26 protein-coding genes are annotated in these 25,822 nt (G+C 65.3%); 11 read left to right on the top strand and 15 right to left on the bottom strand.

What is annotated here, in order from left to right:
* Positions 1-62: 62 nt before the first annotated feature.
* The 6 genes from IT430_12985 to IT430_13010 all read right to left on the bottom strand — a co-directional run bounded on the left by IT430_12985 (position 63) and on the right by IT430_13010 (position 8,307).
* A complete protein-coding gene (locus IT430_12985) occupies positions 63-1,019 on the bottom strand; it encodes an ABC transporter ATP-binding protein (protein MCC6908851.1) in 957 nt (318 codons plus the stop codon).
* The gene (gene cyoE / locus IT430_12990) at positions 1,016-1,987 is read right to left on the bottom strand and encodes a protoheme IX farnesyltransferase (protein MCC6908852.1); all 972 of its coding nucleotides are present in this window, start codon (positions 1,985-1,987) and stop codon (positions 1,016-1,018) included. The genes IT430_12985 and cyoE overlap by 4 nt, the downstream gene beginning before the upstream one ends.
* Entirely contained in the window at positions 1,984-3,555 is a 1,572-nt protein-coding gene (locus IT430_12995) for a hypothetical protein (protein MCC6908853.1), read from the bottom strand. The genes cyoE and IT430_12995 overlap by 4 nt, the downstream gene beginning before the upstream one ends.
* A gap of 130 nt (positions 3,556-3,685) precedes the next feature.
* Complete coding sequence (locus tag IT430_13000; protein ID MCC6908854.1) at positions 3,686-6,337, bottom strand: cbb3-type cytochrome c oxidase subunit I; 2,652 nt, start codon at positions 6,335-6,337, stop codon at positions 3,686-3,688.
* Positions 6,338-6,442: 105 nt separating this feature from the next.
* Positions 6,443-7,465, bottom strand: coding sequence for a cytochrome c oxidase subunit II (locus tag IT430_13005; protein MCC6908855.1), 1,023 nt, complete (start codon positions 7,463-7,465; stop codon positions 6,443-6,445).
* A 107-nt stretch (positions 7,466-7,572) separates the two neighbouring features.
* Positions 7,573-8,307, bottom strand: a complete 735-nt coding sequence (locus tag IT430_13010; GenBank protein MCC6908856.1) for a carboxypeptidase regulatory-like domain-containing protein — start codon at positions 8,305-8,307, stop codon at positions 7,573-7,575.
* Positions 8,308-8,587: 280 nt separating this feature from the next.
* Between IT430_13010 and IT430_13015 the strand changes: the two genes are divergently transcribed.
* From IT430_13015 to IT430_13030, 4 genes are read left to right on the top strand one after another with little or no spacing between them, the layout of a single operon-like run.
* Positions 8,588-9,559, top strand: coding sequence for a heme-copper oxidase subunit III (locus IT430_13015; GenBank protein ID MCC6908857.1), 972 nt, complete (start codon positions 8,588-8,590; stop codon positions 9,557-9,559).
* Between the two features lie 52 nt (positions 9,560-9,611).
* On the top strand, positions 9,612-10,070 hold the full coding sequence (locus IT430_13020; protein MCC6908858.1) for a cytochrome C oxidase subunit IV family protein: 459 nt from the start codon (positions 9,612-9,614) through the stop codon (positions 10,068-10,070).
* 21 nt (positions 10,071-10,091) lie between these two features.
* Positions 10,092-10,598 (top strand): DUF456 domain-containing protein, encoded by a 507-nt coding sequence (locus IT430_13025; protein MCC6908859.1) that lies wholly within the window; start codon positions 10,092-10,094, stop codon positions 10,596-10,598.
* A 16-nt stretch (positions 10,599-10,614) separates the two neighbouring features.
* Positions 10,615-11,010, top strand: coding sequence for a RidA family protein (locus IT430_13030; GenBank protein ID MCC6908860.1), 396 nt, complete (start codon positions 10,615-10,617; stop codon positions 11,008-11,010).
* 8 nt (positions 11,011-11,018) lie between these two features.
* Here IT430_13030 and IT430_13035 read toward each other — a convergent pair whose 3' ends face one another.
* From IT430_13035 to IT430_13060, 6 genes are all read right to left on the bottom strand, one after another.
* Positions 11,019-12,194: an aminotransferase class V-fold PLP-dependent enzyme gene (locus IT430_13035; protein MCC6908861.1), complete on the bottom strand. Its 1,176-nt coding sequence runs from the start codon at positions 12,192-12,194 to the stop codon at positions 11,019-11,021.
* 36 nt (positions 12,195-12,230) lie between these two features.
* A complete protein-coding gene (locus IT430_13040; GenBank protein ID MCC6908862.1) occupies positions 12,231-13,319 on the bottom strand; it encodes an ABC transporter ATP-binding protein in 1,089 nt (362 codons plus the stop codon).
* Positions 13,320-13,372: 53 nt separating this feature from the next.
* Positions 13,373-14,500 carry an ABC transporter permease gene (locus tag IT430_13045; protein MCC6908863.1) on the bottom strand — a complete coding sequence of 376 codons (1,128 nt, stop codon included), beginning with the start codon at positions 14,498-14,500 and terminating at the stop codon, positions 13,373-13,375.
* Positions 14,501-14,564: 64 nt separating this feature from the next.
* Positions 14,565-15,500, bottom strand: coding sequence for a hypothetical protein (locus IT430_13050; GenBank protein MCC6908864.1), 936 nt, complete (start codon positions 15,498-15,500; stop codon positions 14,565-14,567).
* 66 nt (positions 15,501-15,566) lie between these two features.
* Positions 15,567-16,103, bottom strand: coding sequence for a hypothetical protein (locus tag IT430_13055; protein MCC6908865.1), 537 nt, complete (start codon positions 16,101-16,103; stop codon positions 15,567-15,569).
* Complete coding sequence (locus tag IT430_13060; protein MCC6908866.1) at positions 16,100-16,696, bottom strand: RNA polymerase sigma factor; 597 nt, start codon at positions 16,694-16,696, stop codon at positions 16,100-16,102. Before IT430_13060 ends, IT430_13055 begins: the two co-directional genes overlap by 4 nt.
* Before the next feature lie 118 nt (positions 16,697-16,814).
* On the opposite strand from IT430_13060, the gene IT430_13065 reads away from it, so the two are divergent.
* From IT430_13065 to IT430_13075, 3 genes are all read left to right on the top strand, one after another.
* Positions 16,815-17,495 carry a hypothetical protein gene (locus IT430_13065; protein ID MCC6908867.1) on the top strand — a complete coding sequence of 227 codons (681 nt, stop codon included), beginning with the start codon at positions 16,815-16,817 and terminating at the stop codon, positions 17,493-17,495.
* 67 nt (positions 17,496-17,562) lie between these two features.
* A complete protein-coding gene (locus tag IT430_13070; protein ID MCC6908868.1) occupies positions 17,563-17,841 on the top strand; it encodes a hypothetical protein in 279 nt (92 codons plus the stop codon).
* 89 nt (positions 17,842-17,930) lie between these two features.
* On the top strand, positions 17,931-18,596 hold the full coding sequence (locus tag IT430_13075) for a hypothetical protein (GenBank protein ID MCC6908869.1): 666 nt from the start codon (positions 17,931-17,933) through the stop codon (positions 18,594-18,596).
* Positions 18,597-18,710: 114 nt separating this feature from the next.
* Here IT430_13075 and IT430_13080 read toward each other — a convergent pair whose 3' ends face one another.
* On the bottom strand, positions 18,711-19,142 hold the full coding sequence (locus IT430_13080; GenBank protein MCC6908870.1) for a hypothetical protein: 432 nt from the start codon (positions 19,140-19,142) through the stop codon (positions 18,711-18,713).
* Between the two features lie 90 nt (positions 19,143-19,232).
* Entirely contained in the window at positions 19,233-20,249 is a 1,017-nt protein-coding gene (locus tag IT430_13085) for a hypothetical protein (protein ID MCC6908871.1), read from the bottom strand.
* A 123-nt stretch (positions 20,250-20,372) separates the two neighbouring features.
* Here IT430_13085 and IT430_13090 point away from each other — a divergent pair, with 123 nt between their 5' ends.
* The 4 genes from IT430_13090 (at position 20,373) to IT430_13105 (ending at position 23,787) form a co-directional block, all read left to right on the top strand.
* Positions 20,373-21,416 (top strand): tRNA-dihydrouridine synthase, encoded by a 1,044-nt coding sequence (locus IT430_13090; protein ID MCC6908872.1) that lies wholly within the window; start codon positions 20,373-20,375, stop codon positions 21,414-21,416.
* A gap of 70 nt (positions 21,417-21,486) precedes the next feature.
* Positions 21,487-22,221: a glycosyltransferase family 2 protein gene (locus tag IT430_13095; GenBank protein ID MCC6908873.1), complete on the top strand. Its 735-nt coding sequence runs from the start codon at positions 21,487-21,489 to the stop codon at positions 22,219-22,221.
* A complete protein-coding gene (locus IT430_13100) occupies positions 22,218-23,177 on the top strand; it encodes a flippase-like domain-containing protein (protein MCC6908874.1) in 960 nt (319 codons plus the stop codon). The genes IT430_13095 and IT430_13100 overlap by 4 nt, the downstream gene beginning before the upstream one ends.
* Positions 23,178-23,409: 232 nt before the next feature.
* The gene (locus IT430_13105) at positions 23,410-23,787 is read left to right on the top strand and encodes a hypothetical protein (protein ID MCC6908875.1); all 378 of its coding nucleotides are present in this window, start codon (positions 23,410-23,412) and stop codon (positions 23,785-23,787) included.
* 62 nt (positions 23,788-23,849) lie between these two features.
* On the opposite strand, the gene IT430_13110 is transcribed toward IT430_13105, so the two are convergent.
* The gene (locus IT430_13110; GenBank protein ID MCC6908876.1) at positions 23,850-25,721 is read right to left on the bottom strand and encodes an ABC transporter permease subunit; all 1,872 of its coding nucleotides are present in this window, start codon (positions 25,719-25,721) and stop codon (positions 23,850-23,852) included.
* Positions 25,722-25,822 lie beyond the last annotated feature (101 nt).

Consider the following 25,822-nt stretch of genomic DNA (forward strand, 5'->3'; position numbering starts at 1 on the left):
TCGGCATCCCTGGAGAAACAACGGCGGCGGCGGGGGATGTTGTCGCGGTGCGGCTCATAGCCTCACAACTCCTGAATCGGAGTGTAGGATTCCGAAGCGTGGTCGATCAGTGCCGCGCCGGTGAGGCTGGCGAACACATCCGCAAGCGTGGGCGGCGCCACGGTAAAGGGCGTGCCGAGCTTCGCGAGCGCGGCAGCCGCCTCGACCCGCTGGCGTTCATCGAGCGCCGCCACCCACTGAGAGCCCGACGGCTTCCAGGGCGAACCGAAATTCATGTCGGGCTTCTGCGTGTCGTGTACCGTCACGAACGCTTCACCGACGCTGTGGCGCAGGTCAGCCGGCGGACCGTCGGCAACAATCTGCCCCTGGTGTACAAACACGGCCCGGTCGCAGCGATCGGCTTCATCAATGAGATGCGTGCTCATGAGCAGCGTCATGCCCGCCTCGCGCTGCCGCTCTTCGATCGCGTCGAGGAACGTCTGGCGCGCGGCGGGATCGAGACCGACGGTCGGCTCATCGAGCAGCAGCAGGCGCGGGTGGTGCAGCATGGCGCGGGCGAGATCGACGCGTCGCTTGAGCCCGCCCGAGAGTGTCTTGACGAGATCGCGGCGGCGGTCGGCAAGGGCGCCTCGCTCCAGTTCCTCGTCAATGCGCCGCTGCGCCAGTTTGCCGCTCAGCCCATAAAGGCTCGCCTGGCACTGCAGGTTTTCTTCGACGGATAGGTGCGGGTCGAGCCCGTTGGACTGGAACACCACGCTCAGGTGCGTCCGGTACTGCTGCGGATCGCTGAGGCCATCGACGCGGAGCGATCCGTGCGTCGGCGGCATCATGCCGCAGATGAGGCGCATGAGCGTGGACTTGCCGCTGCCGTTGGGCCCGAGCAGCGCCACCGACTCACCCGGCTGGATGCGCAGCGAGACGCCCTTGAGCGCTTCGTGGGCTTCCTGCCCACGGCGGCGCGGATAGACGAAGCGAAGTCCTTCGATGTCGAGAATCGCGTTCTCGTTTGGATGGATCATGACGCAAGCCAGCGCGGCAGGATCGCCGCATCCACCACCATCACGCCCAGCAGAATCGGCAGCGAGATGATCGTGAAGAAGAACAGCCGCCGGGCCGCGCGGTCGGTGCGGCGCAGCGCGGCCTGAGCCGCAAAGACGATCTGTACAATCCCGAGAACCAAGGCGACGAGCAGATAGATCGGCCCCACCATACCCAGCATGCCCGGCAGCAGCGTCGTGGGCAGGAGAATCATGCTCCAGCTCAACATCGCGGCGCCGGTCCGAGCCCCGGTCTGATCACCGACCGACATGACCGGAATGCCCGCCAGGGCGTACTCGTCGCGGTAGAACCATGCGATGGCGAGGAAGTGCGGCATCTGCCAGACAAACATGAGCAGAAACAGGGTGAATCCGCGCGCGTCGAGTGACCCCGTGGCCGCGGCCCAGCCGATGAGCGGCGGCAGCGCGCCGGGGACGGCGCCGATGAGAGTCGCCGTCGAACTGATGCGCTTCATCGGCGTGTAGACGAGGGCGTAGGTGATGAGCGTGGCAAAGGCGATGAGCGCCGCGAGTGGGCTGGCCGCGAGCCAGGTCAGCTGCGCCACGCCGAGAATCGCCAGAACCGCTCCGAACAGCAGGGCCGCGCTGGGCGCGAGGCGGCGATCGGGCAGCGGGCGATTGGCCGTTCGGGCCATGAGTCGATCGGTGTCGCGCTCGAACCACTGGTTGAGCACCGAACCGGCGCCGGCACAGAGCGCGGTGCCGACGAGCGTGTGCACCGCCGTTATTGGCGCGTCGAACGGTCGCGGGCCGACTCCCATCGCGTAGCCCACGGCCGTGGTCACCAGCACGAGCGAATTCAGCCGCGGCTTGGTCAGTTCGATGTAATCGCGCATGGTCGCCACGGCGGCCGAAGGCGCGCCGCGTGCGGGCGCTGTCTGTGCCGCGATCCGCTCATGAACCCGAGTTCCGGCGTCAACTCGCGTCATGCGATCCCCCGTTGGATCCGAGCCGCATTGCCGCGCGCAACCGGCTGGCCGGAGGGCTCGGCCGTTGCCGGATCGCCCGCCGGATCGTGGCCGGCGATCATCAGCGTGAGCACCCACGCCTCGAGCAACACCAGCGCGCCGATGATGACGTGCGCGGATGCGGGCAGCGTATAGGCGGCGCTCATCGGCCGCTCGAAGGGATCAATGCGCATCTTGAGCCACCAGGTCGTCGCTCCAAGCAGCACCTGCACAATAACGGTGCCGATCAGCAGGCCCGCGCCCAGCCGCAGGCGGCGCGAGGCGCTGTTCATGATGATAATCGATCCCAGCGTCAGGGCGCACAGAACCACGGCCAGCGCCCCGAGTACATGCAGCAGCAGCGCCCAGTCGTAGTGAAATTGCCGGGTGATGGCGCCCAGTGCGGTCTGCGCGAGCGCCAGCACCACGAGCGCGCCGCCGACGCGCCAGCCGAGAATCTGGGCCGCCGCATTGGCGATCAGCGGGCCGCCGTCTTTTTCACTGCCGCGCCGAGCGATGCGCCATAACACGATGGCCAGGAGCGCCTGGCTGATGAGGAAGATCTGAGCCGAGCAGGCGTGGACCACGGCCAGCACGTTGGTGCCGGCCTCGCCGAAGCGGTTGAACAGCGTCACCCGCAGGCCGCCCAGTACGCCCTGGGCGATGACGAGAATGAGAACCGCGGTGGCAAGCCACGGGACAGGACGCTCTTGAACAGACATGGGCAGGCGCCTCAGAAACCGAGCGCCGCGGCCGACGCGTTCGTCGCGCGCCGTCCACGCCTCGCCGCACTCCGGACACATTCGCTTCTCAAGCCCCTGAATCGAATACCCGCAGCGCGGACAGCGCCCCGCCGACAGCGGCAGGCTCCGCCCGGCGATGGGCCGCCGGCCCCAAAGCCAGAAGCACAGCGTAAGCACCTGCATGCCCACCAGGGTGCCGATGAGGCGATGCGAGTGTTCGTAGAAGGCCCCCGCCACCATCTTCGTGAAGGGGAACAGAAACATGTTGTAGCCGAAACTCGTCGGCCAGTCGTCCACCGCGAGGCCGGCCTCCATCGACGTCACCAGGCTTCCGACCGCGATAAGACACAGCGTCGTGATGATGCACAGACCCGCGAGCGTTGCCTGCGAGCGCGTCGACGATTCCGTTCGCTGTCGACGCGCGCCGGGCACGAGCGTGCCGGCAAAGCCAAGCGTGGCGCCGATCACAGCCGATGCGATGAGGTTACCGGGTATCCACGCCCAGTCGCTCAGCGTAACGCGAGCGACCTCTGACGGTGCGGGCTGATCTGAATGGACGGCGGACGAAACGAGCAGACAGTTGACCAGTCCTGCGACGAGCAGCGACGACGCGGCAAGGGCGACCGAGCCCGTCCGCCAACCGATGAGCATCGCCCCCAGCACAAGCGCGCCCAGGAGCACGGCCAGCAGCAACGGCCCGTCGAGCAGCACCGCAGGCAGACGGGCGACAAAGGCCAGCAACCACACGCACGTGGCGATCGCCATGCCGCGCGGAATGGCGCGCTCGATGAGCGTGGCGCGATCCATCACCGCCGCCTCGCTCAATGACGCGACCGGCTCCGGACTGAGACTGGCAGCAGCCGAATTCAACACACCGACACCTGCTTACCCGCGGCGCTCGCCGGCCTGCGAAGTTCGCGCCCCGCAGGCGCGGCAATCAGTGACCGCTTGGCTCCGATACCCCGTCAGGCAATTCGTCCCACTGCGGCAGGTAATCGTCGCGGCCGCAGTGATGAGCCACCGGGGAGGAGAATTCATACGGACCCCGGTGCACGACCGGCGTCTCGTGGAAGTTTTCATGCCACGGCGGACTCGTCGCGTACCACTCGAGCGAATTTGCCCGCCACGGATTGGATCCGACAACGCGGCCAAACGCCATCTCCTTACGGCCCCACGCCGCAAACCAGAGCAGGCCGAGAACGCCGGTCAGCCCGGCGCAGATCCAACCGAGCGCCACATTCGACCAAACCACGATGCGGAACTCGCCCGTGCCCGGGCTCTTCCACGTACGCGAGACGAGTTGGTTGCTCGCGTGATCCAGCCGCGCCACTTCGGCCGTCGAGGCGGTCACCATCAGGCGATTGGCCTCGACGAGCGAGCGCACGTCCTCGGGCAGGGACGCGATCAACTCCGTGCTCACTTCAACCTGGTTGTAGGTCTTGGGCGAGTCCTTGACGACCTGCGCCAGCGGCGTGGTGCTCCAGTCGACGTTGGCGCTCTGGGCCGCGTTGTAGAACTTATCGAAATTCAGGATGTAGGCTGTGGCGACGGGCAGTTGAGCCGGCTCACCGGTTTCGGCGTGCTTGAACACTGCGGAAGGTTCGGTGCGCGAGGCGTCCACCCGCCGGGCATAGGGCTGCATTGGAGAGCGGATGAAATCATCGCTCGACATCGCGTAGGTCGCGCTGTTCACGCCGATCCACTCCCAGAAGTCGCCCTTGCCGAACACCGGGAACATGAACAGCGGCACGGCGATGACCCACGTCGCAACGACCAGCGCCTTGTTGACCGGCTGGCCCCAGTCGATGCGGGCGACGTTGACGATCAGCGCATCGATCAGCGCCATGAGCACGAACAGCAGGCCGAAAGCGACGATGGGGATGAGCAGCGAGCGCGAGTCCCCGCCCAGGTTCCACAGCAGCGACGCCAGGTGCAGCGGCGTGTACTGCAAGACGACGACGATGAGCGGGTAGATGATAAACCGGTTGCCGAACTTGCCCAGCGAGCAGAAGAAGTTGATGACGAACGGGATCTGCCCCATGCCCAGCATGAGCGCGCCGATGGTCATGAAGATATTGAGCGGCTGAAGGTGTTCGAGCGACGGGTACTCGAGGATCGTCGCGTAACGGCGCGGGTGGGCGCCGATGCCGACGATGTGCATGGTGAAGAAGGTCAGGTTGAACCCGATGATGGTCAGCCAGAAGTGCAGCACTCCCAGGCGCTGGTTGAGCATCTTGCCGAACATCTTGGGATACCAGTAGTAGATGCCCGCGAAGATCCCCAGCAGCGACCCGCCGAAGAGCACGTAGTGGATGTGTCCGACGATGAAGTAGGTGTCGTGGAAATAGATGTCCACAGGCGCGGCCGCCATGAAGATGCCCGACAAGCCACCGATGACGAACATGGAGACGAATCCGAGCGAGAACAGCATCGCCGGGGTGTAGTGGATCTGCCCGCCCCAGAGCGTGCCGAGCCAGTTGAAAGTCTTGATGGCCGAAGGCACGGCGATGAGAATCGTCGAGGCCATGAACGCCGTGCCGAGGATCGGGTTCATGCCCGACGCGAACATGTGGTGGCCCCACACGATGTAGCCGAGGAACGCGATGCCGCCGATGGCAAACACCATGGGCTTGTAGCCGAAGATCGGCTTGCGGGCGAAGGTGGCAAGGATGTCGGAGGTCATGCCCATGGAGGGCAGGATCATGATGTACACCGCCGGGTGGCTGTAGAACCAGAACAGGTGCTGCCACATGAGCGGCTGGCCCGAGTCGAGCGTGGTCTGCTCAGCCCCGGCGCGGACCGCCGACGAAATGGTGAAGAACGTCGTGCCCAGGTGCCGGTCGAAGAGCAGCATGAGGAACGCGGCCGTGAGAACCGGCGTGCTCATGAGAATGAGAATCGACGTGATGAACAGCGACCAGACCGTCAGAGGCATGCGGAACAGCGACATGCCCGGGCAGCGCAGGTTCAGGATCGTAGTCATGTAGTTGATCGCGCCCATGAGGCTGCTCGAGCCCACGAGCAGCAGCGATATCAACCACAGCGTCTGCGCCTGGCCCGAGAAGGTCGCCAGAGAGAGCGGCGGGTAACTCGTCCAGCCGCCCTGCGCGCCGCCGTAGTAGAACGCGGCGATCATCACTGCGCCGCCGCTGAGCGCCAGCCAGTACGAGAGCATGTTGAGCAGCGGGAAGGCCATGTCCCGCGCGCCGATCTGCAGCGGGATGAGCACGTTGCCGAACGCGCCCACGAGCAGCGGGATGATCACGAAGAAGATCATGAACGTCGCGTGCATCGTGAAGAGCATGTTGTAGAAGTCGCCGGTGATCGGCGCCGACTGCGTCGTCGGCTGGAAGAACTTGCCGGCCAGCCCGGGGATCGGATTCACCGCGTCGAACGGCCAGGCGATCTGCCACCGCACCGCCAGCGCCAGCAGCCCTCCCACCACCATCAGCAGCAGCGAGGTGAACAGGAACTGGATCCCGATGACCTTGTGGTCCATCGAGAACACGTACTTGCGGATGAACCCGATCTCGTGATGGTGCGCGTGATCGTGTGCGTGCGATGCGTGATCAACCGGAAGCGTGGTCATGATGCGTGCTCGTGCCTCTGCTGAAAGTGCCGCGACGCGTCGCCCGTCGCGATCGATTGGTTCTTCGGACCGCCGCGGCTCGCCACTGCCGCGCCGGCTGGTCCGTCAATACCCGTATCCCTCGTCTTCGGCCTGGGTCTGCTGCGCCAGGGTGATCTTGGACATGACGTGGATGTAGGTTTCCCACGTCTGCTTGTCGAGCCAGTCGCGCACGGCGAACTCGTCTTCGTCGAATTCCGCCAGCCACGTGGCCGCGTCCTTCTCCTGCGCCTCGGCCGCCACGGGGCCGGTGGGCATGACGATGATGCGGCCGCGCATCGAGTAGTGCTGCAGGCCGCACAGTTCAGCGCACACGAGATCGAAGTAGTCGTATCCCTTGGCCTCGTCCCACGGGATTTCGAACCACAGCCGCCCGCCGTTCATGCCCGGCACGGCGTCGTGCTTGACGCGGAACTCGGGCACGAAGAAGGAGTGCAGCACGTCGTTGCTCGTGAGCAGAATGCGCACGGGGCGGTCGGCCGGAATGCGCAGTTCGGCCTGGTTGGTGTAGTCGTCAGCGCCTGGAGGGAACTCGCCCTGCCAGTTCGCCGGCACGGCTTCACGATCAACCATGATCGGATCAGAGAGGTCGTTGTTGGCCCGCGCTTCGGCGAGAGCGATCGCGTCGCGCGGCCCGAACGCGCCATCGTTGCCGGGGTAGCGGAAAAACCACGCGAACTGCTGCGCCACGCACTCGATCTGCACGGTGTCTTCAGACGTGGGCGCGTCGTAGCGGATCTCGTTCCATGTGCTCTTGCTCAGCGCCGCGATGAGCACGAGGATGGCCGACGGGATGATCGTCCACGTCGCTTCGAGCTTGTTATTGCCGTGAATGAACTTCGCCTTGCCGCCGGGCACGGCGCGGTAGCGGAAGGTGAAATAGAGCAGCACGAGCTGGACGGCAATGAAGACGCCGCCGGTGAGCAGCAGGATGCCCCAGTAGAGCCGGTCGATGTCGAAGCCGACCTCCGTCACCGCCCGGCGCAGCGGATGCCAAAGCGACGGGTCGCCGGTGCCGTAGGTCGCCCATGCCGGCGCGGCAGCGAGAACGATGGCCAGGCATCCGAGGAGGGGAACACGTCGCTTCATAGTCGCAGCAATCCTCGCGCTGAAATGATCAAAGCCGCAGACGCCCGCGACAGGTCTGCTGCCGCGGGCGCCGGGTTATCCACATCTGTTTCGCCGCAGCAGAACTGCTACTGGGGCGGCTTGTAGGTGAAGTCGACTTCAGCCGTCTCGCCATCCTTGACTTCGACTTCGATCTCTTTCTCGACCGGGCTGAATTTGTCGAACTCGTGCCACACGGTCAACGTGTACTTGCCCGCGGGCAAGCCCTTGATTTCGTACTCGCCGTTCTCGTCGCTGACGGCAAAGAACGGATGATCGAACGCGAAGATGTAGGCGTTCATCCATGCATGGACGTTGCACGCGAGGTGCATGCCTTCTTCGGCATTGTTGAACTTGACGTCCTTGACCATGCCGGCCACGGGCTGGCCTTCGTTGAACTGGCCATTCTTCTCGCTCGTGAACTTCAGGTTGTGCGCCGTGTTGTCGGAATTGTGCATCTCAACGGTCTGGCCGACCATCGCGGCGGCCACGTGCGGGATGTACTGGCAGCCGACCTGGTCGATGACCACCGGCTTGCTGGGCACTTCGAAGTTTCCGGAGACCGGTCCCTTCACCCAGACCACCACGTTGCACAGCGTGGACTTCTCAATATTGAAGACATAGGTCTCCGCGAGCAGCGGCTCGCTCTGGTGCGCCTGAACGCAGAAAGCGTCGGCGTTCACTCGAACCACTTTGGGCTTGGCCATCTTGCCGTCGAAGTTGATTTTGCCCTTAACGGTGCCATCCGCCAGAGCGGCGCCGGCGCCAAGGCCGACGGCTCCAACCGTGGCCGCCAATTTCATCCAACCAGTCAACCGTGTCATTCGACTTCCCTTTCAGATCGTGTATGGCCGGCGGGCGGAGCCGCCGGGCTGGAATCTACAGGGTCTGTGCATTTCTTCACAAGCCCGATGGAGCCAGATGATACGCGCTTCGTCTCTCAGGGGAACAAGCCGGCGCGCACTTTTGAATGCCGCCCCGCCGAGCCGCGGCGAAGGACAAGCCGATCCTCAAGTCACGCGTCGCCGACCGCGCCGCCGATGTTGAATTGCAGAGGTCACTCGCTTGGCGGAGCCGCGCAGCACCGATACCATGTCGCCCTCTATGAGCACAGCGATCTCCCATCACGGCGTCTCGGGTCACCAGCACAGCCACGACCACGGCCACGGCGCGACCATGCCGCCGGCCATCGGCCTGCCCAACACCAAACTGTGCATGTGGCTGTTTCTGGTCAGCGAGGTCATGTTCTTTGCCGGCCTGATCGGGGCGTACATCGTCATCCGCTTCGGCACGGCCGGCTGGCCCAACCCGTACGACATCCTGGCGGTTCGCATCACCGCCTTCAACACCTTCCTGCTCATCTGCTCGTCGGTGACCATGGTCAAGGCGTTCCAGTGGTCCGATGCGGGCGATCGCGGCAAGGCGATGAAGTTCCTGCTCGCCACGATCGTTGGCGGGGCCATTTTCGTCGGCATCCAGGTGTATGAGTACCGCCACCTGCTCCACGAGCCTTCGCACGTGCTGCTCGAGCAGGTCGAGCACATGATGGCCGAGCGCGGCATGGCCGTTGAAAGCCACGGCGAACACGCCGCGGCCCCCGCAAGCATCGTTCTCGCCTCGATGGGTCGATCAGACGAGCAGGCGATCAAGGACCAACTTGAGAAGCTGCATAGCCTGCTCGCGCAGGGCCGGCCGGACATCAAGAAGACGGCCGCGCCGTCCGAACTCGAAGAACTCCGCGAGTGGGACCGCAACGTCCTGCAGGAGACCATCGCGCTGGCGGCCCTGATTCCCGCCGACTCGAAGGAAGGCAAAGCCCTCCGCAAGGTCGGCCGGCATCAGAACCTCTATCCCGAGGGCTTCGTGCCCAGCCGCGACAACTTCACCAGCACGTTCTACATCATGACCGGGTTCCACGGATTCCACGTGTTCGGCGGCGTGGTGGCGCTGATCGCCATTCTCGCCCTCTACGCGGTGCGCAAAGCCGGGACGATGGCGATCGAAGTCGTCGGCCTGTACTGGCACTTCGTTGACCTGGTGTGGATCATTCTGTTCACCATCGTCTATCTCATGTAACACGCCGGGCCGCACGTCCCGCCGAACTCTTCGCAACGGCTGAACGAACACCATGACGACCGCCACTGCCGCATCCATCCCGAGCCACGCCGCCGGGCACAGCCATCACCCGAACTACGTCGCCATCTTCATCTGGCTGGTGATTCTCACCTTCATCGAGGTGAGCATCCCGGAACTGGTGCACATCAAGGGAGTGGGCCACGATCGCCTCACGCCGTCGGTGCTGGCGCCGGATGCGTACCAGGAAGAGGGCGTGGACGAGGCCGTGAAAGACGCGGCGGCCGCCATGGCGCCGAGCGAGCGATTCCAGACCGCCGGCTGGGCGATGCGCATCGGCGTGCTTGCCGTGCTCGCTCTCATCAAAGCAGCGCTCGTCGGCGCGTACTTTATGCACCTGCGCTTCGATGGCTGGAAGTTGAACGCGATCCTCGCGGTCCCGACGGCCCTGTTCGTGTTCATCATCATTATGCTCACGCCGGATGTCGCGTGGCAGTGGCCGAAACTCTACTGACGCTTTTTCCAATGGTCTGATGTGTACTGGCTGCTCGCCATCTGCCTGAGCCTGATCGGCCTGCTCGGCCCGGCGCTCACCGTGATCGGCCTGCCCGGCACATGGTTGCTCATTGCCCTGGCCCTCATCGCGCAGTGGATCCGGCCTGACACATTCAACTGGTGGACGCTCGGGGCCTGCCTCGTGCTGGCGATCGTGGGCGAGATAGTCGAGTTCGCCGCCGGCGCCGTCGGAACCCGAACCGGGGGCGGCACGCGCACCGCGAGCCTGGGCGCACTCATCGGCGGCATCGTGGGCGCCATTGCCGGCGCCGCATTCCCGCCGGTCATCGGCGCCATCATCTGGGGCGTGGTCGGTGCGGGCGTCGGCGCGGTGATCGGCGAGTTCACCTCCGGCAACAGACACTGGCGATCCCATCTGGCCATCGGCAGCGCCGCGGCAACGGGCAAAGCCGTCGGCACGGTCATCAAGTCTGCCCTGGCGCTGCTCATCTACCTCGTCCTCGTGATCGCAGCATTCGCGCCGTGAAGTTCCGGGAGAAATCATGACCGCCGATCGTCAACTCATTTCATCCGGCACGCCGTGGGAGCGCCGCGTCGGTTACAGCCGGGCCGTCCGCGTGGGTCAACTGGTCTTCGTTTCGGGCACGATTGCTTCTGATGAATCGGGCCGGATTCACGCTCCCGGAGACGCCGGCGAGCAGACGCGGTACGTGCTGGCCAAAATTGGCCTCGCGCTGGCGCAGGCCGGCGCCTCACTGGCCGACGTGGTGCGCGTGCGCGTGTTCCTCGTCGATATGGCGGATCTCGAAGCAGTCGGCCGGGCCCACCAGGACGTGTTCGCCGAGATCCGGCCCGCGAACACAACTGTGGCGGTCAGCGCCCTGGCCTCATCCGACTGCCGCGTTGAAATCGAAGTCGATGCGGTCATCGGCGCCTGACGCACCGCTTAGCCAATCATCGCGCGGAGCGCCTCGCCGAGCCGTTCATATTCGCGCGGCGCGTTGTAGGCCTGGGCGGAGATGCGGATGAACGAGCGGTTGTCGATGACCATCATCGGTACTTCAATGCGATACTCCGCGTAAAGGCGATTCTGGAAGTCGCGGGCCTGTTCGATGTCGGCGAAGCTGATCTTCGCCGGGAATTCGATAACCGCCATCGCCGCGTAGAACTCCGGCGAATCCGGCACGGGCAGGCCTCCGCCGATCATCTCCGCCACGATGCGCCGGCCGTAGCGCGCCAGCGCGTGATTGTGGGCGCGCACGCGCGGCCAGCCGAGTGAGGCCATGAACTCGATCGCGGCTCCGGCGCAAATCCACGCCGTGGGGTCATCCGTGCCGGTCCAGAAGAACTCCTCGGGAAACTTCATGCCAAAGTTGTGCGAAGTGACGACCGGCTCGACCCGGTTGCGCAGTTCGGGCCGGACATAGAGCACCGCCGCGCCCTTGGGCGCGCAGACCCACTTGTGAAGATTGCCCGTCCAGAAGTCGGGCGCCATTGAATCGAGATCGATCGGCAGCATGCCCGGCGCGTGCGCGCCATCCACCATGCACAGGATGCCTCGCGCGCGGCATGCATCCACGATCGACTTCACCGGCATGATCATCGCCGTAGGCGAGGTGATCTGATCAATGACAGCAAACCGCGTGCGTTCGGTCAGAGCGGCGATCACCGGCGCTGCGAGCTCATCGGGCGATTCGACCGGAAAGTGAGTCGGCACGCGAACCAGCCTTGCCCCGCTCCGATCGGCGACGCATTGCAGCGTCTTGATGATGGCGCCGTAGCCGTGCCCGAGGATGAGCAGTTCATCGCCGGTTTGAAAGTCAAGCGACTTGACGACGGAGTTGATCGCGTACGTCGCGTTGGGCACAAAGGCGAGGTTCCTGGCATCGGTTCCCAGCAGGGGGCCCACGAGCGCGAGCGACGCGTCGAGCCGGACCCGCAGCGCGCGATCGAGAAAAAGCACCGGCTGGCGCTCCATCTCCGCGCGCAGGGCCGACTGCACTTCGAGCACGCAGCGCGGCGTCGCGCCGAACGAGCCGTGGTTCAGAAACGTCACCTCGGGATCGAGCGTCCAGTTCGCGCGGACCTGCGGCCAGTCGCTTCCCCAGATCGGATTGTCCATGGAGATCTTCCTCGCGTCGAGCGGCAATGGTATCGCTCAGGACGACGCTTCCGCAGCCGCCGACTCGCCCGCCGCCGCAGTCGCGTCGCGCCGGAACGCGACGTTGGGCCGGCGCAGGGGCTGCCCGGCAATCGCCTCCGTGTTCCAGCAGCCGACCCAGTGCTCCGGCGCGATTTCGTGCAGCCGAAATGGGTCGTGACCGGGCCGGCGCACCATGTCGTCGGGCGGATCGTGCTCAGGCCACCACGGCCGCACGCCCTGGCCCAGCCGCTTGAACTGCTCGGGGTCGTCGATGACTTCGCGAATGGTCACGAGCGTCTCGTGGCGCTCGCCGAGCCTTGGGATCGATCGCAGCAGCCCGCGCGTATACGGATGGAGCGGATTGGCGAAGAGTTCATTCACACTCGCGTACTCCACGACGCGGCCGGCGTACATGACGCAGACGACGTCACTGTTTTCCGCCACCACGCCCAGATTGTGGCTGATGAGCATCATGGCCATGTGGCGCGAGCGCTTGAGGTCGTCGAGCAGATCGAGAATCTGTGCCTGAATCGTCACGTCGAGCGCCGTGGTCGGCTCATCGGCAAGGAGCAGCCTGGGCTGACACGCCAGCGCCATGGCGATCATGACGCGCTGGCGCATTCCGCCCGAGAACTGGTGCGGATACTGCCGCAGCCGCCGCGCGGCATCCTTCATCCCCACGTCGGTCAGGGCTCGAGCCGCGATGTCGCGCGCCTCGGCTCGGCCCACCCGCTGGTGCAGCAGCACCGCCTCGATGATCTGATCGCCGATCGTATAGACGGGATTGAGGCTCGTCATCGGCTCCTGGAAAATCATCGCAATCTGCGCCCCGCGCACTTCGCGCATCTCGCGCGGCGTGAGGCTCAGCAGGTCGCGACCGCCGAACAGGATCGCTCCGCGATCGATGCGGCCGGGCGGAGACGGGATCAGCTGCAGCGTGGTCATGGCCGTCACCGATTTACCGCAGCCCGACTCCCCCACCACCGCCAGCGTCTGGTTCCCATAGATGCTCAGATGCACGCCGTTGACCGCCTGCACGCGCGGCGCCTGACCATTGTCGAAAGAGACCGCCAGGTCGGCCACTTCCAGCAGCGGCTGCTCCATCTCATCCACCGCAGCGTCGGTCGAGTTGTCCGGATGCGTCGGGTGGGTCACGGTCAGGCCTGGGGCAGGGTTCGTTGTTTCGGGTCAAACGCTTCGCGCAACCCTTCGCCGATGAAGTTCAGCGCCAGCAGCGTCAACGCAAGCAGCAGGCAGGGAAACAGCAGCAGCCACCAGCGCGATTCGACCGGGTTGAGTTGCGTGAGGCCTTCGGCCGCGAGATTGCCCCAACTCGGCAGCGGCGCCTGGATGCCGATGCCCAGGAACGAGAGGAACGATTCCTGCAATATCGCCTGCGGCACGGTGAGCGTCGCGTACACGATGATTGGGCCGAGCAGGTTGGGCAGCAGATGGCGCGTGAACTGAACGCGCGTCGGCACGCCGATGGCGCGGCACGCTTCCATGAAGGGCTGCGCCTTGAGGCTGAGCACCTGGCCGCGAATGACTCGGGCCATGGTAAGCCAACTGACGCCGCCGATGGCAATGAGCAGCGTGATAACGTTGATGAGCGCGCCGTGCTCCTGGATGAAGTCGAGCCATACCGACTCGCCAAGCGGCCGGCCCGCAGCCGCAGCCTCCGCCTGCTGCTCGATGATGCGCATCTGCACCTTCTCGACGAGTCCATCCACGCCCACCGCCAGCAGAACAACGAGCAGCACGTACGGCAGGCCATAGAGCACATCAACGATGCGCATCATGACGGCGTCGGTCTTGCCTCCGACGTAGCCGGCGATCATCCCCCAGAGCGTGCCGATGAAGACGGAGATGGCCGCGGCCGCCACGCCGATGCCCAGGCTCACCGCGCCGCCGAGCAGCAAACGCGTGAGAAAATCGCGCCCGAGCATGTCCGAGCCCAGCCAGAATCGAGGCACGCGGACCGGCGCGTCAGCGGCCTGCGCCGCGGCCTGTGCGCGCTGCGCGTACGCCTCGTACTTCGCCTGGTCCTCGTCGTCAAGGCCGCTCCAGCCGGGCGGCAGGAGGTTCACATCCAGCGACTGCACGTCGTATCGCGGGCGCGATCGCCCTGCCGGGTCCAGTGGGTCGCTGCCGGCGCCGAGCGTGTATGGGAGTGAGCCGATGCACGCGCCGGCGATGACCGTCAACACCAGTGCGCCGACGATCCACAGGCGCAATCCCGTGCGCCGCGCCACGCCGCCGACAACTGCTGATCGGTTCAGACCCATTGCGGCCATCATAGCCGATCAGCAGCCGCAACTGCCGCCGATCAGACGCAACGGCCCCGATGGATCAAAAGTCACCCGTCGGACCGCCGAGCAGTTCCTCGAGATGCGCCGCGATAATCTCCTCCCGCCGCTCGCGCCGCTGCTGCACCTGCGTGCGCAGGAACTCGAGCCGCTGCTCGAGTTGAGCGAGATCGCGCTCGCGCAACTTCTGGCGGACGTCAAAATGCTCGCCGACAAGTTCCTGCAACTGGCCGCGGATCGACTCCATTTTCGCGGTGTCGCTCTGACGCCGGGCGGCGGCGAATTCGCCGGCGAGGCGGCTGGTCTCGTGCGCGAAATGCCGGTCCTTGATGTTCAGTTCGTACAGCTCGGGATCGCTGCGCTTGAGTTCGACGGCACCCATCCAGCGCCGCAGGTCGCTTCGGATGCGGCCGCGCACGACGTCCGGATTGGCCTGCATGGCGGTTGAGAGGCGGGCGTGCAGCGCCTCGTCAAAGTCCTTGATGACTTCCATGACTTCGCTGAGCAGTTCATCCGTCAGTTCCGGAACCTCGCCGTCGTAGTACTGGCCGACCCGCTGGCGGAACGGGGGCATCTCATCGGGCGGGCGCTCGTCCATTCCCGGCGGGCCGGGCGGTCGATCGCCGGTTGGCGCATCCCCCTGCAGCGCGCGGCCCTGACGCATGGGACGGTTGCCGGCCGCGCCCTCGCCGGGCGCGCTTCGCCGCATCCCCTCGCCGCGCTGGTCGCCGAGGGCACGAGCGAGGCGTTCGCCGATGCGCCCCTCGACGCGGCTGCCGTCGATAAAGACTTCGTATCGGCCGTCGCCGGTCGGACGGAGGGTGATCTGCACTTCGCCCGCCTCGCCGCCGCGCCGGGTTTCGACCGGCTGTTCGGTCTGACCTTGGGCAGCCGGCCGGTCCTGGGCCGCTGCACTGAGCGCCAGCATCGTCGCTCCGACGCCGATCAACCCGATGCACATTGTTCGCTTGGTTGGCACGTGCATGCTCCCGGCCGTATCAGGCCTCTTGCAGCCGTCGGCGCTCGCCGTCGGCCCCCACTTGAATCAAAACGAGTCGAGATCTTCCCAAAGACTCGATGTCGCCGTCTGCAAATCGCTCGCGAGCGATCCGTACGCCCACTCATCGCCCTGGCTGACCAGTGAATCCACCGAAGCGGTGATGTCGCTCATCAGCGTGCTCGTGGCCACGTTGAATTCGCTCTCGAACTGCTCATCGATCGGCGCCAGTTCGGTGTTCTCTCCGACATCCGTCACCAGCGGCTGCTGTTCATTGTTCCGCTGAGCCTGCACGCTGAACAACATTGCGATGGTGATCGACAGCACGACCACGGCGGCGAGCGACGCCATGATCGGCCAGGCGGACCAGGCGCGAGCCGGCAGCATCGACGGGCCGTCTTCATCGACGAGCCTCAGCGCCGGCTGATCGCGAACCTCGGCCCGCGACAGGTGCCGGCGGCTGGCCTCGAAGATGCGCCCCGCCACGAGCGATTCTTCGTTGCCGGGCGCGTGCATCCGGATCAATCGCTGGTCGATCTGCTCGATCCGGACGTCCGGCTTTTCGGGAATGTATCGTTCAGTCATGATGTTCCCGCCTTTCGGGCAGGTCGGGGTGTAGTCTGATCTTCCGGCGAGTGTTCGAGCAGATCGCGGAGCTTTCGCAACGCGCGGTGCTGACGGGCGAGCACGGTGCCCAGCGGCTCGTCGAGCAGTTCGGCCATCTGCTTGAAACTGAGCCCGCCGATGTAGCGGTACTCGATGATCTGCCGGTCAGCCGCCGAGAGTCGCTCGATGGCCCCTCGCAGGGCGACGTGCTCGTCGTCGTCGCGCGGAACAAAGCCGTTGCGCGAGGGCGCGGCCCGCTCGTCAAGGGCGGACTGCTCGACCGCGGTCGCCTGCCTGCGGCGCCGGCGGATGTCATCGCGCAGCCGATTGACCGCGATGCGGAAGATCCATGCTTCAAACTTGCCCTGCTCGACATAGCCGGTGTTTCCCGTCAACTTCGCCGCCACGGTGCAGAAGACGCTCTGGGCGATTTCCTCCGCCAGTTCCGCGTCGCCGCACTGCGACTTGAGAAGGCCGTAGACGCGAGGCGCGTACCGGTCAACGATTGCCCGCCAGGCGCTCTGGTCACCGCGCGAGGCCAAGTCCAGGGTGGTGTCCAGCGCCTCGTCCATGCCTTTTCCAGTGGGTTCAACGCCGCGCCCGGCCGAATATTGCCCGATTCCGCTCTTCCAGCCGCCGCCGGGGGCCGGATAACGGCTGCACAACGATAGTCTTCGCAAGGTCCGACCAATGCTCCACCGCGTCCACATCCTCCGCCTGCTGCCGGCCTGCCTGCTGTCGCTCTGGATAGGCTCGCTCGCCGCCTGTTCGTCGAGCGGTCCGCAGGCTCCCGCCGACTGGATCGACCGCCAGAGCGCCGCAGTGGATGCTGCGGCGTTCGACGAGCCGCAGCCGGCGATGCAGGTGCTCATCTGCCAGGGGCAGGTGCATGGCACGCACACGGGGTTGCGCATCCTCCAGGCGGACGAGGCCGCGGTGTTCTGGGATCCCGCCGGGCAGTACGGCATCAATCGCAGCGAGGTCCGCCGCAGTCGCGACGTCATCGTCGAGGGCGCCCCGAGCGTGGCTGAATACGTGCGCTGGCGTCTGGAGGGCGCGGAAGATTCAGCCGTGGCGCTGTATGAATGGCAATTGCCCGCCCAGCGCGCCGCCGAACTGGCCGCGATCCTCACCCACGAAGCCTCGGTTCCCGAGGGCGAAGAGGAGTTTGAAACGACGACGATCGGACTCTTCTGCTGCCAGGCAGTCTGCAGGTTTCTCGATCGCTATGCGCGCGATGAAATGTCCATTCCAGAATTCTGGTTTCGCCCGGAGCATCTCGGCAAGCACCTGTGGTCGCAACATCCCGACCGCGTGGGCATCTTCCACGAAGACGGCCGGATCGAAGTGTTCGTCTCGCCGACGCGTTGAGCGAAGTTCTTGAGCGCGCCTGAAAAAGTGCAGGCTCCCGTTCAGCCTCGACTGGCGTGAGTCGCGCTTGGCGCTGCGCGCCCAAGATGCTGTGCTGGAAGATGTTGCGCGCTGCGGTTTCGCCAATTCCCGGGAAAACAGCAGACCGGCCCTTACCGGACGTTTTTCACAACTTTTGCAAGTTCAGTTATTTCCCCGGCTTTCGCTGTCGATATGCACTGGCATTGCGGGAAATCCGCAACCGACTGGTGGATTCACTGGCGTCAGGAGCAGACTGGACCGCGGGGTGGATGGATCGATCAAGGCGATTGCGATGCAGTGTGCTTCGCTCAGCGCCACAGACTGATCCGACCCGACAGTCCTCCGGACATTCGCAAACCAGGCACAGCAAGGTCGAGAACGAATGACCGGTGCCGCATGACTTGAGGAGTCATCATGAGCAAGACGTACAACTTTGGCCGCACCTTCAAGACGAGCGTTCAGAACGGCAAGACGCCCTACAGCGTCGTCGAGAACATCGCCAGCAAGTATCGCAAGACCCCCGCTTTCGTGTGGGCCAACCTGAAGAAGAACGGCTACGCGTTCTGCACGAAGTTCAACGGCAAGTCCTTCTGGTTCCCCACCTTCTCCTGCAAGACCAACAGCAAGAACTGGAAGAAGACCGAAGCGACCATCTGGCCGCAGTTCATCCAGTACGCGCTCCAGCAGGGCTGGATCACCCCCGCCCAGTGCTACAACTGGACGACGAACCAGATCTGCTACCACATCAGCAACTGCTTCAGCAAGTGCTACAGCAAGCCGGGCAACTTCAATCCCAACAGCCGGAACTACAAGAACAACGTCCCCGGCCAGAACGGCAACTGGACGACCAATGGCACGTGGAACAACACCACCAAGTCGAACACGGGCACGAAGAAGAACCGCAAGACCCGCAAGGCGACCGGCAAGACCACGCGCACCTACAAGAGCAAGACCCGCAAGACCAACAAGACCCGCCGCACCAACACCGGGCTGCGTCTCGTCGGCGCCACGGGTCGCACCCGCCGCTACGGCAGCACGCGTCGCTACGGCACCCGCCGCTACGCTCGCCGCGCCGCCTGAGACTCTCGCGTCTCAATCAGGTCAAGGATGACCTGTCGAATCTCGGACAGCCGCGTTCATGATGAACGCGGCTGTCTGGTTTTTGGGCGCCTCTGCACGGCGGCAGCCAACCCGCTAGCGGTCGCGCTCCGGGATGGGGATCAAGCCGACCAGCCCCTCTGCGGTCTGGACCTCCGCCTTGACGACCGGCTCGGGCAGGTTCGTGCTCCAGATGCCCCCGCCGCGGAACGGCTCGCCGAACTCGTCGAGAAACTCGTAGAGCGAGAGCTTCAACGAGCCGCCGGGCGGCAGATGGTCGATGTGCCGCAGGTACCGCTCGTTGAGCCAGAGGTCGAAATCATCGAGGCTCTGCGTGGTGTGGCTGACCAGTTCGATGTGCGAGCCGTCACGGAAGATCTGGACGTCCAGCGTACGAAGGATCTCCGCGTCGTACGGGTACGGCCGCGGCTCGGTGCCCTCGGTGAGCCGGCCCCCGCTCATGCACGAAGCCTGAAAGAGCACTGCTGCGCTCATCGCCGCTGCCGCCGCCATCCTGCCGATGTTCATCCCGACTCCTTTTCCGCGTGCTCAATGCCGTGAAGTCGAATCATTGCGCGCCGCGATGCGGGAACAAGCCCGCCCGCGCAGCCGGTCGCATCACCACTCGAATCGCCGCTCAATGGCGATCTCCCAGATTGGCGTGCATTCGGAGAATTCCACGAGGGTTCGCGGCGGACGCGGCTCGGCCAGCTGAACGCGCAGGCGCAGCACGCCATCTGCGGGAACGGCGATGCGAAGCGGCGTCGCCGCAGTGCGCCCGCCGCCCGCGGGAATGAGCAGGCGGCCTTTGACGGGCTCCGTCTGGCCTTCCACGAACAGCAGCAGGCAACGCCAGCGCTCGGATCGGAACCATGGAGAACCGGACAGCGTGACCGACACCGTGCCATCCGGCGCCACGCTCGGCGCGGTGATGACGACCTCGTCGAGCGCCCGATTCCAAAGCCGGCGAAGGTGTGCCGATTGCGTCGGATCGGCGATGTGCGCGCTCAGTTCGCTCTCCATCACTCGACCGGGCAATGCCGAAGACCCCGAAGCGGCAGTATACAAAACCTGGCCGGAGGACGTGTCGGCAGGGACGAGGCGCGAGCAGCGATAGAGCAGGATCCATCTCTGCCAGCCCCACATCGAGCCGCAGAAGCGCTCGTTGAAGAGTTCATCTCCCGCGTCCGAGCGCCACGTCGACGTCGCCACTGGAGCCAGCATGGCGGTGCTGGAAAATGCTGGTCCCGACGGCAAGAACTGGCTTGCGGCGGATACTTCCAGATGCTCGCAGAAAAGCAGGAAAGCGGTGGTCGGCACGGCGGCCCACCAGCCGCGCTGCTTGATCGCCGGTCCACGGATCGCCACGTGCCCGGTCAGCAGCGCCGTGATCGCCAGCGCCAAGTGCCCACGACACCGCCTGACGCGATGGAGTTGGCGCTCGCGCTGCGCCACGTAGCCGCACTCGCTGCAGGTGAGGCCGGGCGAATGGGAGAGGTCGTACCAGCACTTCGGGCATCGCCGCGCCTTCACGCCCCGGCGCAGCAGTCGATCGCCAAGCGCAAAGTGGATCGCCAGGCCGGCTCCGACGGCCGCCAGCACCCATCCCGCCGTAATGAGCAGCACGTCGGCCACGCTCTCAAGGTTATGACGGACGGAGGCGCCCGGGGCGGGCAGAAAGCGACGGAATCGTGCAGTGTCTCAAGCGCCGGCAAACGGCCGCGCGTCGCAGGCGCTTGCCGCATATAAGATTCGCCGATGACCGAGGCCTTCAAAGTCGATTCTCGCATTCGCGCCGTGCTGCCCACGATGGATGCACCGTTCTTCCAGGCGGGCCTGGCGGGGTATTCCGACGCGGCGATGCGCATCATCGCCCGCCGCCACGGCGCCCCCTACTGCATCACCGAGGCCCTTCTTGATCGCATCCTGCTCGCTGGCGGCAAGGGACTGGCCAAGGCCGATCTTGATGTGCTCGCCGATAACGTGCCGGGCAGCGCCGAGGATCACCCGCTGGCGGGCCAGATCATCGGCACCGAGCCCGGCGAGATGGCCGCGGCGGGCGCGCTGCTGGCGGGCATGGGTTACGAAGTCATCGACGTCAACCTGGCCTGCCCGGTGCGCAAGATTGCGCGCAAGTGCCGAGGCGGCCACTTTCTTGCCCATCCTGAAGATGCCATCGACGTGCTCAAGGCGGTGCGCGATGCGGTCCCGAGCCACATCCCGACCACTGTCAAACTCCGGCGCGGTTCAGATGATTCAACCGAAGCGGCCGCCAATTTCGAGCGCATCTTCAATGCGCTCTACGAACTCGGCTATTCATGGGCCACCGTGCACGGCCGCACCGTCGTGCAGAAGTACAACGGCCCGAGCCGCTGGGCGTTCCTGCGCGATCTCACGGCTCGCCATCCCGACAAGGTTATCTTCGGCTCGGGCGACATATGGACCGCCGCCGACATCTTCCGCATGATCGAGGAGACGGGCATCAAGGCCGTGAGCGTCGCGCGCGGGTGCATCGGCAACCCGTGGATCTTCCGTCAGGCGCGCCAGATCATGGGCGGGCAGGAGCCGACGGAGCCCACGCTCGACGAGCAGCGCGAAGTCCTGCTTGAACATTTCTCGCTGTCGGTGGCCGAACACGGCGAGGCCATGGCGGGCAAACTCATGCGCAAGTTCGGCATCAAGTTCAGCGACCACCACCCGCAACCCGAGGCAGTGAAGAACGAGTTCATCAAGGTGCACACAATCGCCGACTGGCGGGCGGTGCTGGACCGGTGGTATGCGCCGATCGCCGTCGAGGTATGAGCGCTCGTTCGCGCTGCGTTTTGTCTTGCGGGCGAGTTTCAGTCCCTGAAATCCCCTAACCTCACGCGACTTGCCCCGGCTGTACATCGTCATTCCGGTCTACAACGAACAAGCGACGCTGCTGGAGTGCGTGAGCCGCGTGGAAGCCGCTGCGCTTCGGCCAGAATGGGAGCGGCGACTCGTATTCATTGATGACGCTTCGACGGATGACACACCGGCCCTGCTGCGATCATTCGCCGAGCGCCACACGATCCGCACGCAGCCGCGCAATCGCGGCAAGGGCGCGGCCATCCGCACCGGCTTTGCCGCGGTGCTCGGAGAGTCCGCCGAAGCTGATGCCGTCATCGTTCAGGACGCCGATCTGGAATACAACCCGGCCGACTACGAGCGCCTGCTCGAACCGATCGTCCAGGGCCGCAGCCGAATCGTCTTCGGCACGCGCTTCGGCCCCCACTACGAACCCGCGACCTTTCGCCTGCGGCTGCACGCGCTGGGCAATCGACTGCTGACCGAACTCTCCAACTGGCGCACGGGTCTGCACCTGACCGACATGGAGTGCGGTTATAAAGTCTTCGCCGCTCCCGTGCTTGCCCACATTTTGCCGATGCTCAGGGAGGACCGCTTCGGCATCGAGCCGGAGATCACGGCGGCCGCAGCGGCCATCAACGAACGCATCGAGGAGGTGCCGGTGTCGTACCACCCACGAAGCGTCGGAGAGGGCAAGAAGATCAAATGGTCCGATGGCATGGCCGCGCTGCGCGTCATCCGCCGGGGCACACGACGTGATGCGGAACACGGCTCGTGACGCAATCGCCCTCGCAGCCTGAAGCGGCGGAGACCGAGCAGGCGCCCACTGCGGCATCGCGGCGGCGGACGGGGCTCAAGATCACCGGCTTTATCGTCGGCATCGGACTGCTCGCATGGATCATCTACGACGCCCTCCGCGAACAGCAGTTCGCCGGCCTGGCGAACGCGACTTGGCAGCAATACGCGGCTCTGGTCGGCTGCACGATTGTCAGCGTCGTGGCCAACGGCGGCATCTTCTGGGCCATCATCCACCCGGTCGCGCGCGTCCCGCTGTGGGACATCCAGGCGGTGAATGCGGGCGTGAACCTGCTCAACTATGCCCCGGTGCGCCTGGGCATGCCCGCCCGCCTGGCGCACCATCGCCGGGTGGATGGATTGCCCTACTCAATACTGATCGGCTGGTACGCCGCCCTCGCCTGCCTCATGTTCATGACGCTCGGCTGCGTGCTCGTGGCAACGCTGCTCCGGCCGCAGGTGGACGCGTGGTGGCTGGGGCTGCTGGCGGGGCTGCTCGCCACGGGTTGTGCCGCATGCGTGTACGTCGGCTCGCATCGACTGCTGGCGGGGCGCTGGCAGGGCGCTTCGGGGATGATCGCTTCGCCGCGCTGGGTCGTGCTCGCCGTGCTGCTGCGCCTGGTGGACATGACGGCTTACGGCGGGCGGCTGTACGTCGCCGTGACGATTCTTGGCGTGGATCTGAGTCTGCGCGACGGCGTTTACCTCACTGTCATCAGCATGGTCTCGACGCTGGCGCCGATCGGAAGCGTGGGTTTTCGTGAATTCGCGGTGGCCAAACTGGGCTCGATGCTGCTGGCCGATCCATCACTCACCGGCCATCTCGATGCGGCGGTGCTGCTCGATCGGGCCGGCGAGGTCGTGGTGTTCATTCCACTGGGCATCGCGGCGCTCGTGTGGATGGCGCGGCGCTGGCGACTGGCCGGCCGCGATTCCTGAGCAATAACGCCGGTGCGCAATCCATGCCCCGCGCGAAGCGCAATACCTGCCTCAGGCGCGCGCGGACCACCGGTTCTTTCCCATGAAAACCGGTAAGTCTTTCTGGCATGGCGGTTGCGAATGATCCGACGGTTCATATGTCCGCAGGCCATGGAGGGCCGCACCAGCGCCACGGAGCGACGGCGGAATGGATTCTTCCGTCATCCACGATCGCCCCTGAAGGAGGCTTGCGATGTCCAGCATCGGAATCGAAATCCAAGGCACCCAGCTCACCGGCAGCATTGACGTCGACTCCATGCGCGACCGGCTCACGTCCATGCGCGACCGGCTTCAGCAGGAAATCGACGGCGGCAACAACAGCGAGCGCCTCGCTGACCGCCTCAACAAGGTCAACAGCCAGATCGAGCGGCTCGAACGGCTCAGTGATCAGAACGTCACCGTCACCGCCGACCGCGCCCGCGCCGAACTGGAAAGCGGCATGCGTTACCTCTCCGAAGGCATGAAGTTCCTCGAGAACCAGGGCGAGGGCCAGTCGACGGCCGCGACCAAGGTCGGCCGCTGGTACGATCACCTCAACTCGGTGTACCGGACGATCGATCGTCACGCCTGATCTCGAAGCGGCACGATGCGGGGCGGGCCCCAAGCCGCGCGGCCACGGCGCGCGGCGGCGGCTTAACTCGCCCGGCCCGCGATGCGGTTGAACCAGGTCGAGCCTGCATAAAGCAGGCCCAGCCCAGCTGCGCTCACAACCACCGAGACGAAGATCACCACGGCGGTGAAGTCCGCCAGCCGCAGGTGCGTGTCCCAGAACGGCAGTTCGTATGTCGCATCGCCGCCGTAGGACGACGAGACGAGATGGTCGGTGACGACCGCGAGCCAGTAGAACGGGTTGACGGTCATCATCACGCCGAACATCTCTTCGAACTGATTCGAGCCGCCGCTCAGGCCGGCGAAGATTCCCACAATCGCCGGCAGGCCGCCCCAGAGCGTAATCGCCAGGGCGAGGTTGGTCGCCATGGCCGTCATGCTGCGCTTCATGAACATGCTCAGCAGCACGCCGGTGCAGGCCAGCAGGATCGAAAAGGCCGTGGCGATCAGCGCCACGTGCAGCGCCACCGCGAGCAGCACCGAGTGCCGGGTCGAGTAGTAGAGCGATTCGAGCAGGAGCGCGGCGAGCGGCAGAAGCGCCAGTTTCAGCGCGCCTGCCGCCTTGCTCCAGAGGATGGTCATCGGCCGCACCGGCGCGCAAAGCAACACCTCCCACGAGCGCGCCTGCTTTTCTGAGGCGATCGTGGTGGGACTGACGACGCAGGCGATCACGAGTTGGGCGATGACGGCGATCCACAGCAGTGGCAGCACCATGTCCGCTTCCATGTGCATGTACGCCTTGACGTTGTACCAGAAAAGCAGCCCCAGCAGCAGCAGCGCCACGCAGGCGCTCACGATCGGCCGGCGCAGCACTGCAAAGCGCATCTCGCGCCACAGGACCGGATTCTCCCAGACGCGCGGCACGTCGAGATTCGCCTCCGCGGCGTGTGCGGGGTGGGCGGCCGCCTGGGCCGTCGCCGGCTCGTCAGCGGCGATCGACGGCCCGACGGCCGCCACGGGCGCTTTGCGCCGTGGCCGCAGCAATCGAACGAACCACGATCGGCCGAGCGATTCCGTGGCGGCGATGCGCTTCCTGGCCGTGCGCCGCAGCAGCGGCACGGCCAGCGACACCAGCGCTGCCGACGTCATGACGTTGATCGCGTTGGTCGTGATAAACGCCAGATCGGTGGGCCAGGGGACGACGGGGCCGGCCATGGCTTCAAAGGTGAGCAGCCACATCACCATGAACGGGTTGTTGTGCAGCATCAGGAAGGGGTAAGCCTCCCAGTCGAAGATCCACAGGCCCAGGGGCATCCATGGCGCGATGCGCTGAATCAGGGAGATTACGATGAACCACACGCCGACGATCAGCAGCGGCAGCGCCAGCCACCACAGCGCCATCCAGAAGTAGGCCATCGCCACCGCACGCCAGCCGCGCGCTTCCCAGCACGAGAGCAGAATGGCCAGCGATGAGCCGAGCAGCGCGGTCGTCAGCGAGAGTGATTCGAGTTTGATCAGTTGTTCGAGCGTGAAGCCGCCGTAGGTGCGCATCGCCAGCAGCAGCGGCGCCGACAGCAGCACGAGCAGGCAGACGTAGGCGAACCGGCTGAGCAGTTTGCCCACGATGATCTGCCCCGCGCTCAGCGGCGTGATGAGCAGCACGTCGATCGACCGGTCTTCGATCTCATCGCTTACGCACGAGCCGGTGAGCATGGGCGCGATGAGCACGAGCGCGATCAATTGGATCCAGCCGAGGGTGAGCGAGAGCGCCTGGCCGGTCTGCCCCTGGCGCTGGAGCAGTTCCGCCGTCGCGCCGGTCATCGACTCCTGAATCACGATCCACCAGGTGAGCAGCAGGGCCGCGACGAGCACCAGCAAATAGGCCGCCCTTAGGAAGTACGTCCGTTTGCGCCGCGAGGAGACCTTGAGTTCCTTGAGCAGCATGGGATTGAGCACGAGGCCGATGCTGCCGCGAACTAGCCAAAACGGCCATGCGATCAGCCAGATCGCCCACCGCCAGCGCGAGCGGTTGAGCGGTGCATCCGGTATGGCCGTGG

The sequence above is a fragment of the Phycisphaerales bacterium genome, assembly GCA_020852515.1.
GTDB lineage: Bacteria > Planctomycetota > Phycisphaerae > Phycisphaerales > UBA5793 > UBA5793.

Coding starts and splice junctions, on each gene's coding strand:
- IT430_13000 (MCC6908854.1), bottom strand. CDS start 6,337: ATGACCACGCTTCCGGTTGATCACGCATCGCACGCACACGATCACGCG.
- IT430_13010 (MCC6908856.1), bottom strand. CDS start 8,307: ATGACACGGTTGACTGGTTGGATGAAATTGGCGGCCACGGTTGGAGCC.
- IT430_12995 (MCC6908853.1), bottom strand. CDS start 3,555: ATGGATCGCGCCACGCTCATCGAGCGCGCCATTCCGCGCGGCATGGCG.
- IT430_13015 (MCC6908857.1), top strand. CDS start 8,588: ATGAGCACAGCGATCTCCCATCACGGCGTCTCGGGTCACCAGCACAGC.
- IT430_12985 (MCC6908851.1), bottom strand. CDS start 1,019: ATGATCCATCCAAACGAGAACGCGATTCTCGACATCGAAGGACTTCGC.
- IT430_13005 (MCC6908855.1), bottom strand. CDS start 7,465: ATGAAGCGACGTGTTCCCCTCCTCGGATGCCTGGCCATCGTTCTCGCT.
- IT430_13040 (MCC6908862.1), bottom strand. CDS start 13,319: ATGGAGCAGCCGCTGCTGGAAGTGGCCGACCTGGCGGTCTCTTTCGAC.
- IT430_13055 (MCC6908865.1), bottom strand. CDS start 16,103: ATGACTGAACGATACATTCCCGAAAAGCCGGACGTCCGGATCGAGCAG.
- IT430_13045 (MCC6908863.1), bottom strand. CDS start 14,500: ATGGGTCTGAACCGATCAGCAGTTGTCGGCGGCGTGGCGCGGCGCACG.
- IT430_13020 (MCC6908858.1), top strand. CDS start 9,612: ATGACGACCGCCACTGCCGCATCCATCCCGAGCCACGCCGCCGGGCAC.
- IT430_13090 (MCC6908872.1), top strand. CDS start 20,373: ATGACCGAGGCCTTCAAAGTCGATTCTCGCATTCGCGCCGTGCTGCCC.
- cyoE (MCC6908852.1), bottom strand. CDS start 1,987: ATGACGCGAGTTGACGCCGGAACTCGGGTTCATGAGCGGATCGCGGCA.
- IT430_13030 (MCC6908860.1), top strand. CDS start 10,615: ATGACCGCCGATCGTCAACTCATTTCATCCGGCACGCCGTGGGAGCGC.
- IT430_13060 (MCC6908866.1), bottom strand. CDS start 16,696: ATGGACGAGGCGCTGGACACCACCCTGGACTTGGCCTCGCGCGGTGAC.
- IT430_13035 (MCC6908861.1), bottom strand. CDS start 12,194: ATGGACAATCCGATCTGGGGAAGCGACTGGCCGCAGGTCCGCGCGAAC.
- IT430_13075 (MCC6908869.1), top strand. CDS start 17,931: ATGAGCAAGACGTACAACTTTGGCCGCACCTTCAAGACGAGCGTTCAG.
- IT430_13105 (MCC6908875.1), top strand. CDS start 23,410: ATGTCCAGCATCGGAATCGAAATCCAAGGCACCCAGCTCACCGGCAGC.
- IT430_13080 (MCC6908870.1), bottom strand. CDS start 19,142: ATGAACATCGGCAGGATGGCGGCGGCAGCGGCGATGAGCGCAGCAGTG.
- IT430_13065 (MCC6908867.1), top strand. CDS start 16,815: ATGCTCCACCGCGTCCACATCCTCCGCCTGCTGCCGGCCTGCCTGCTG.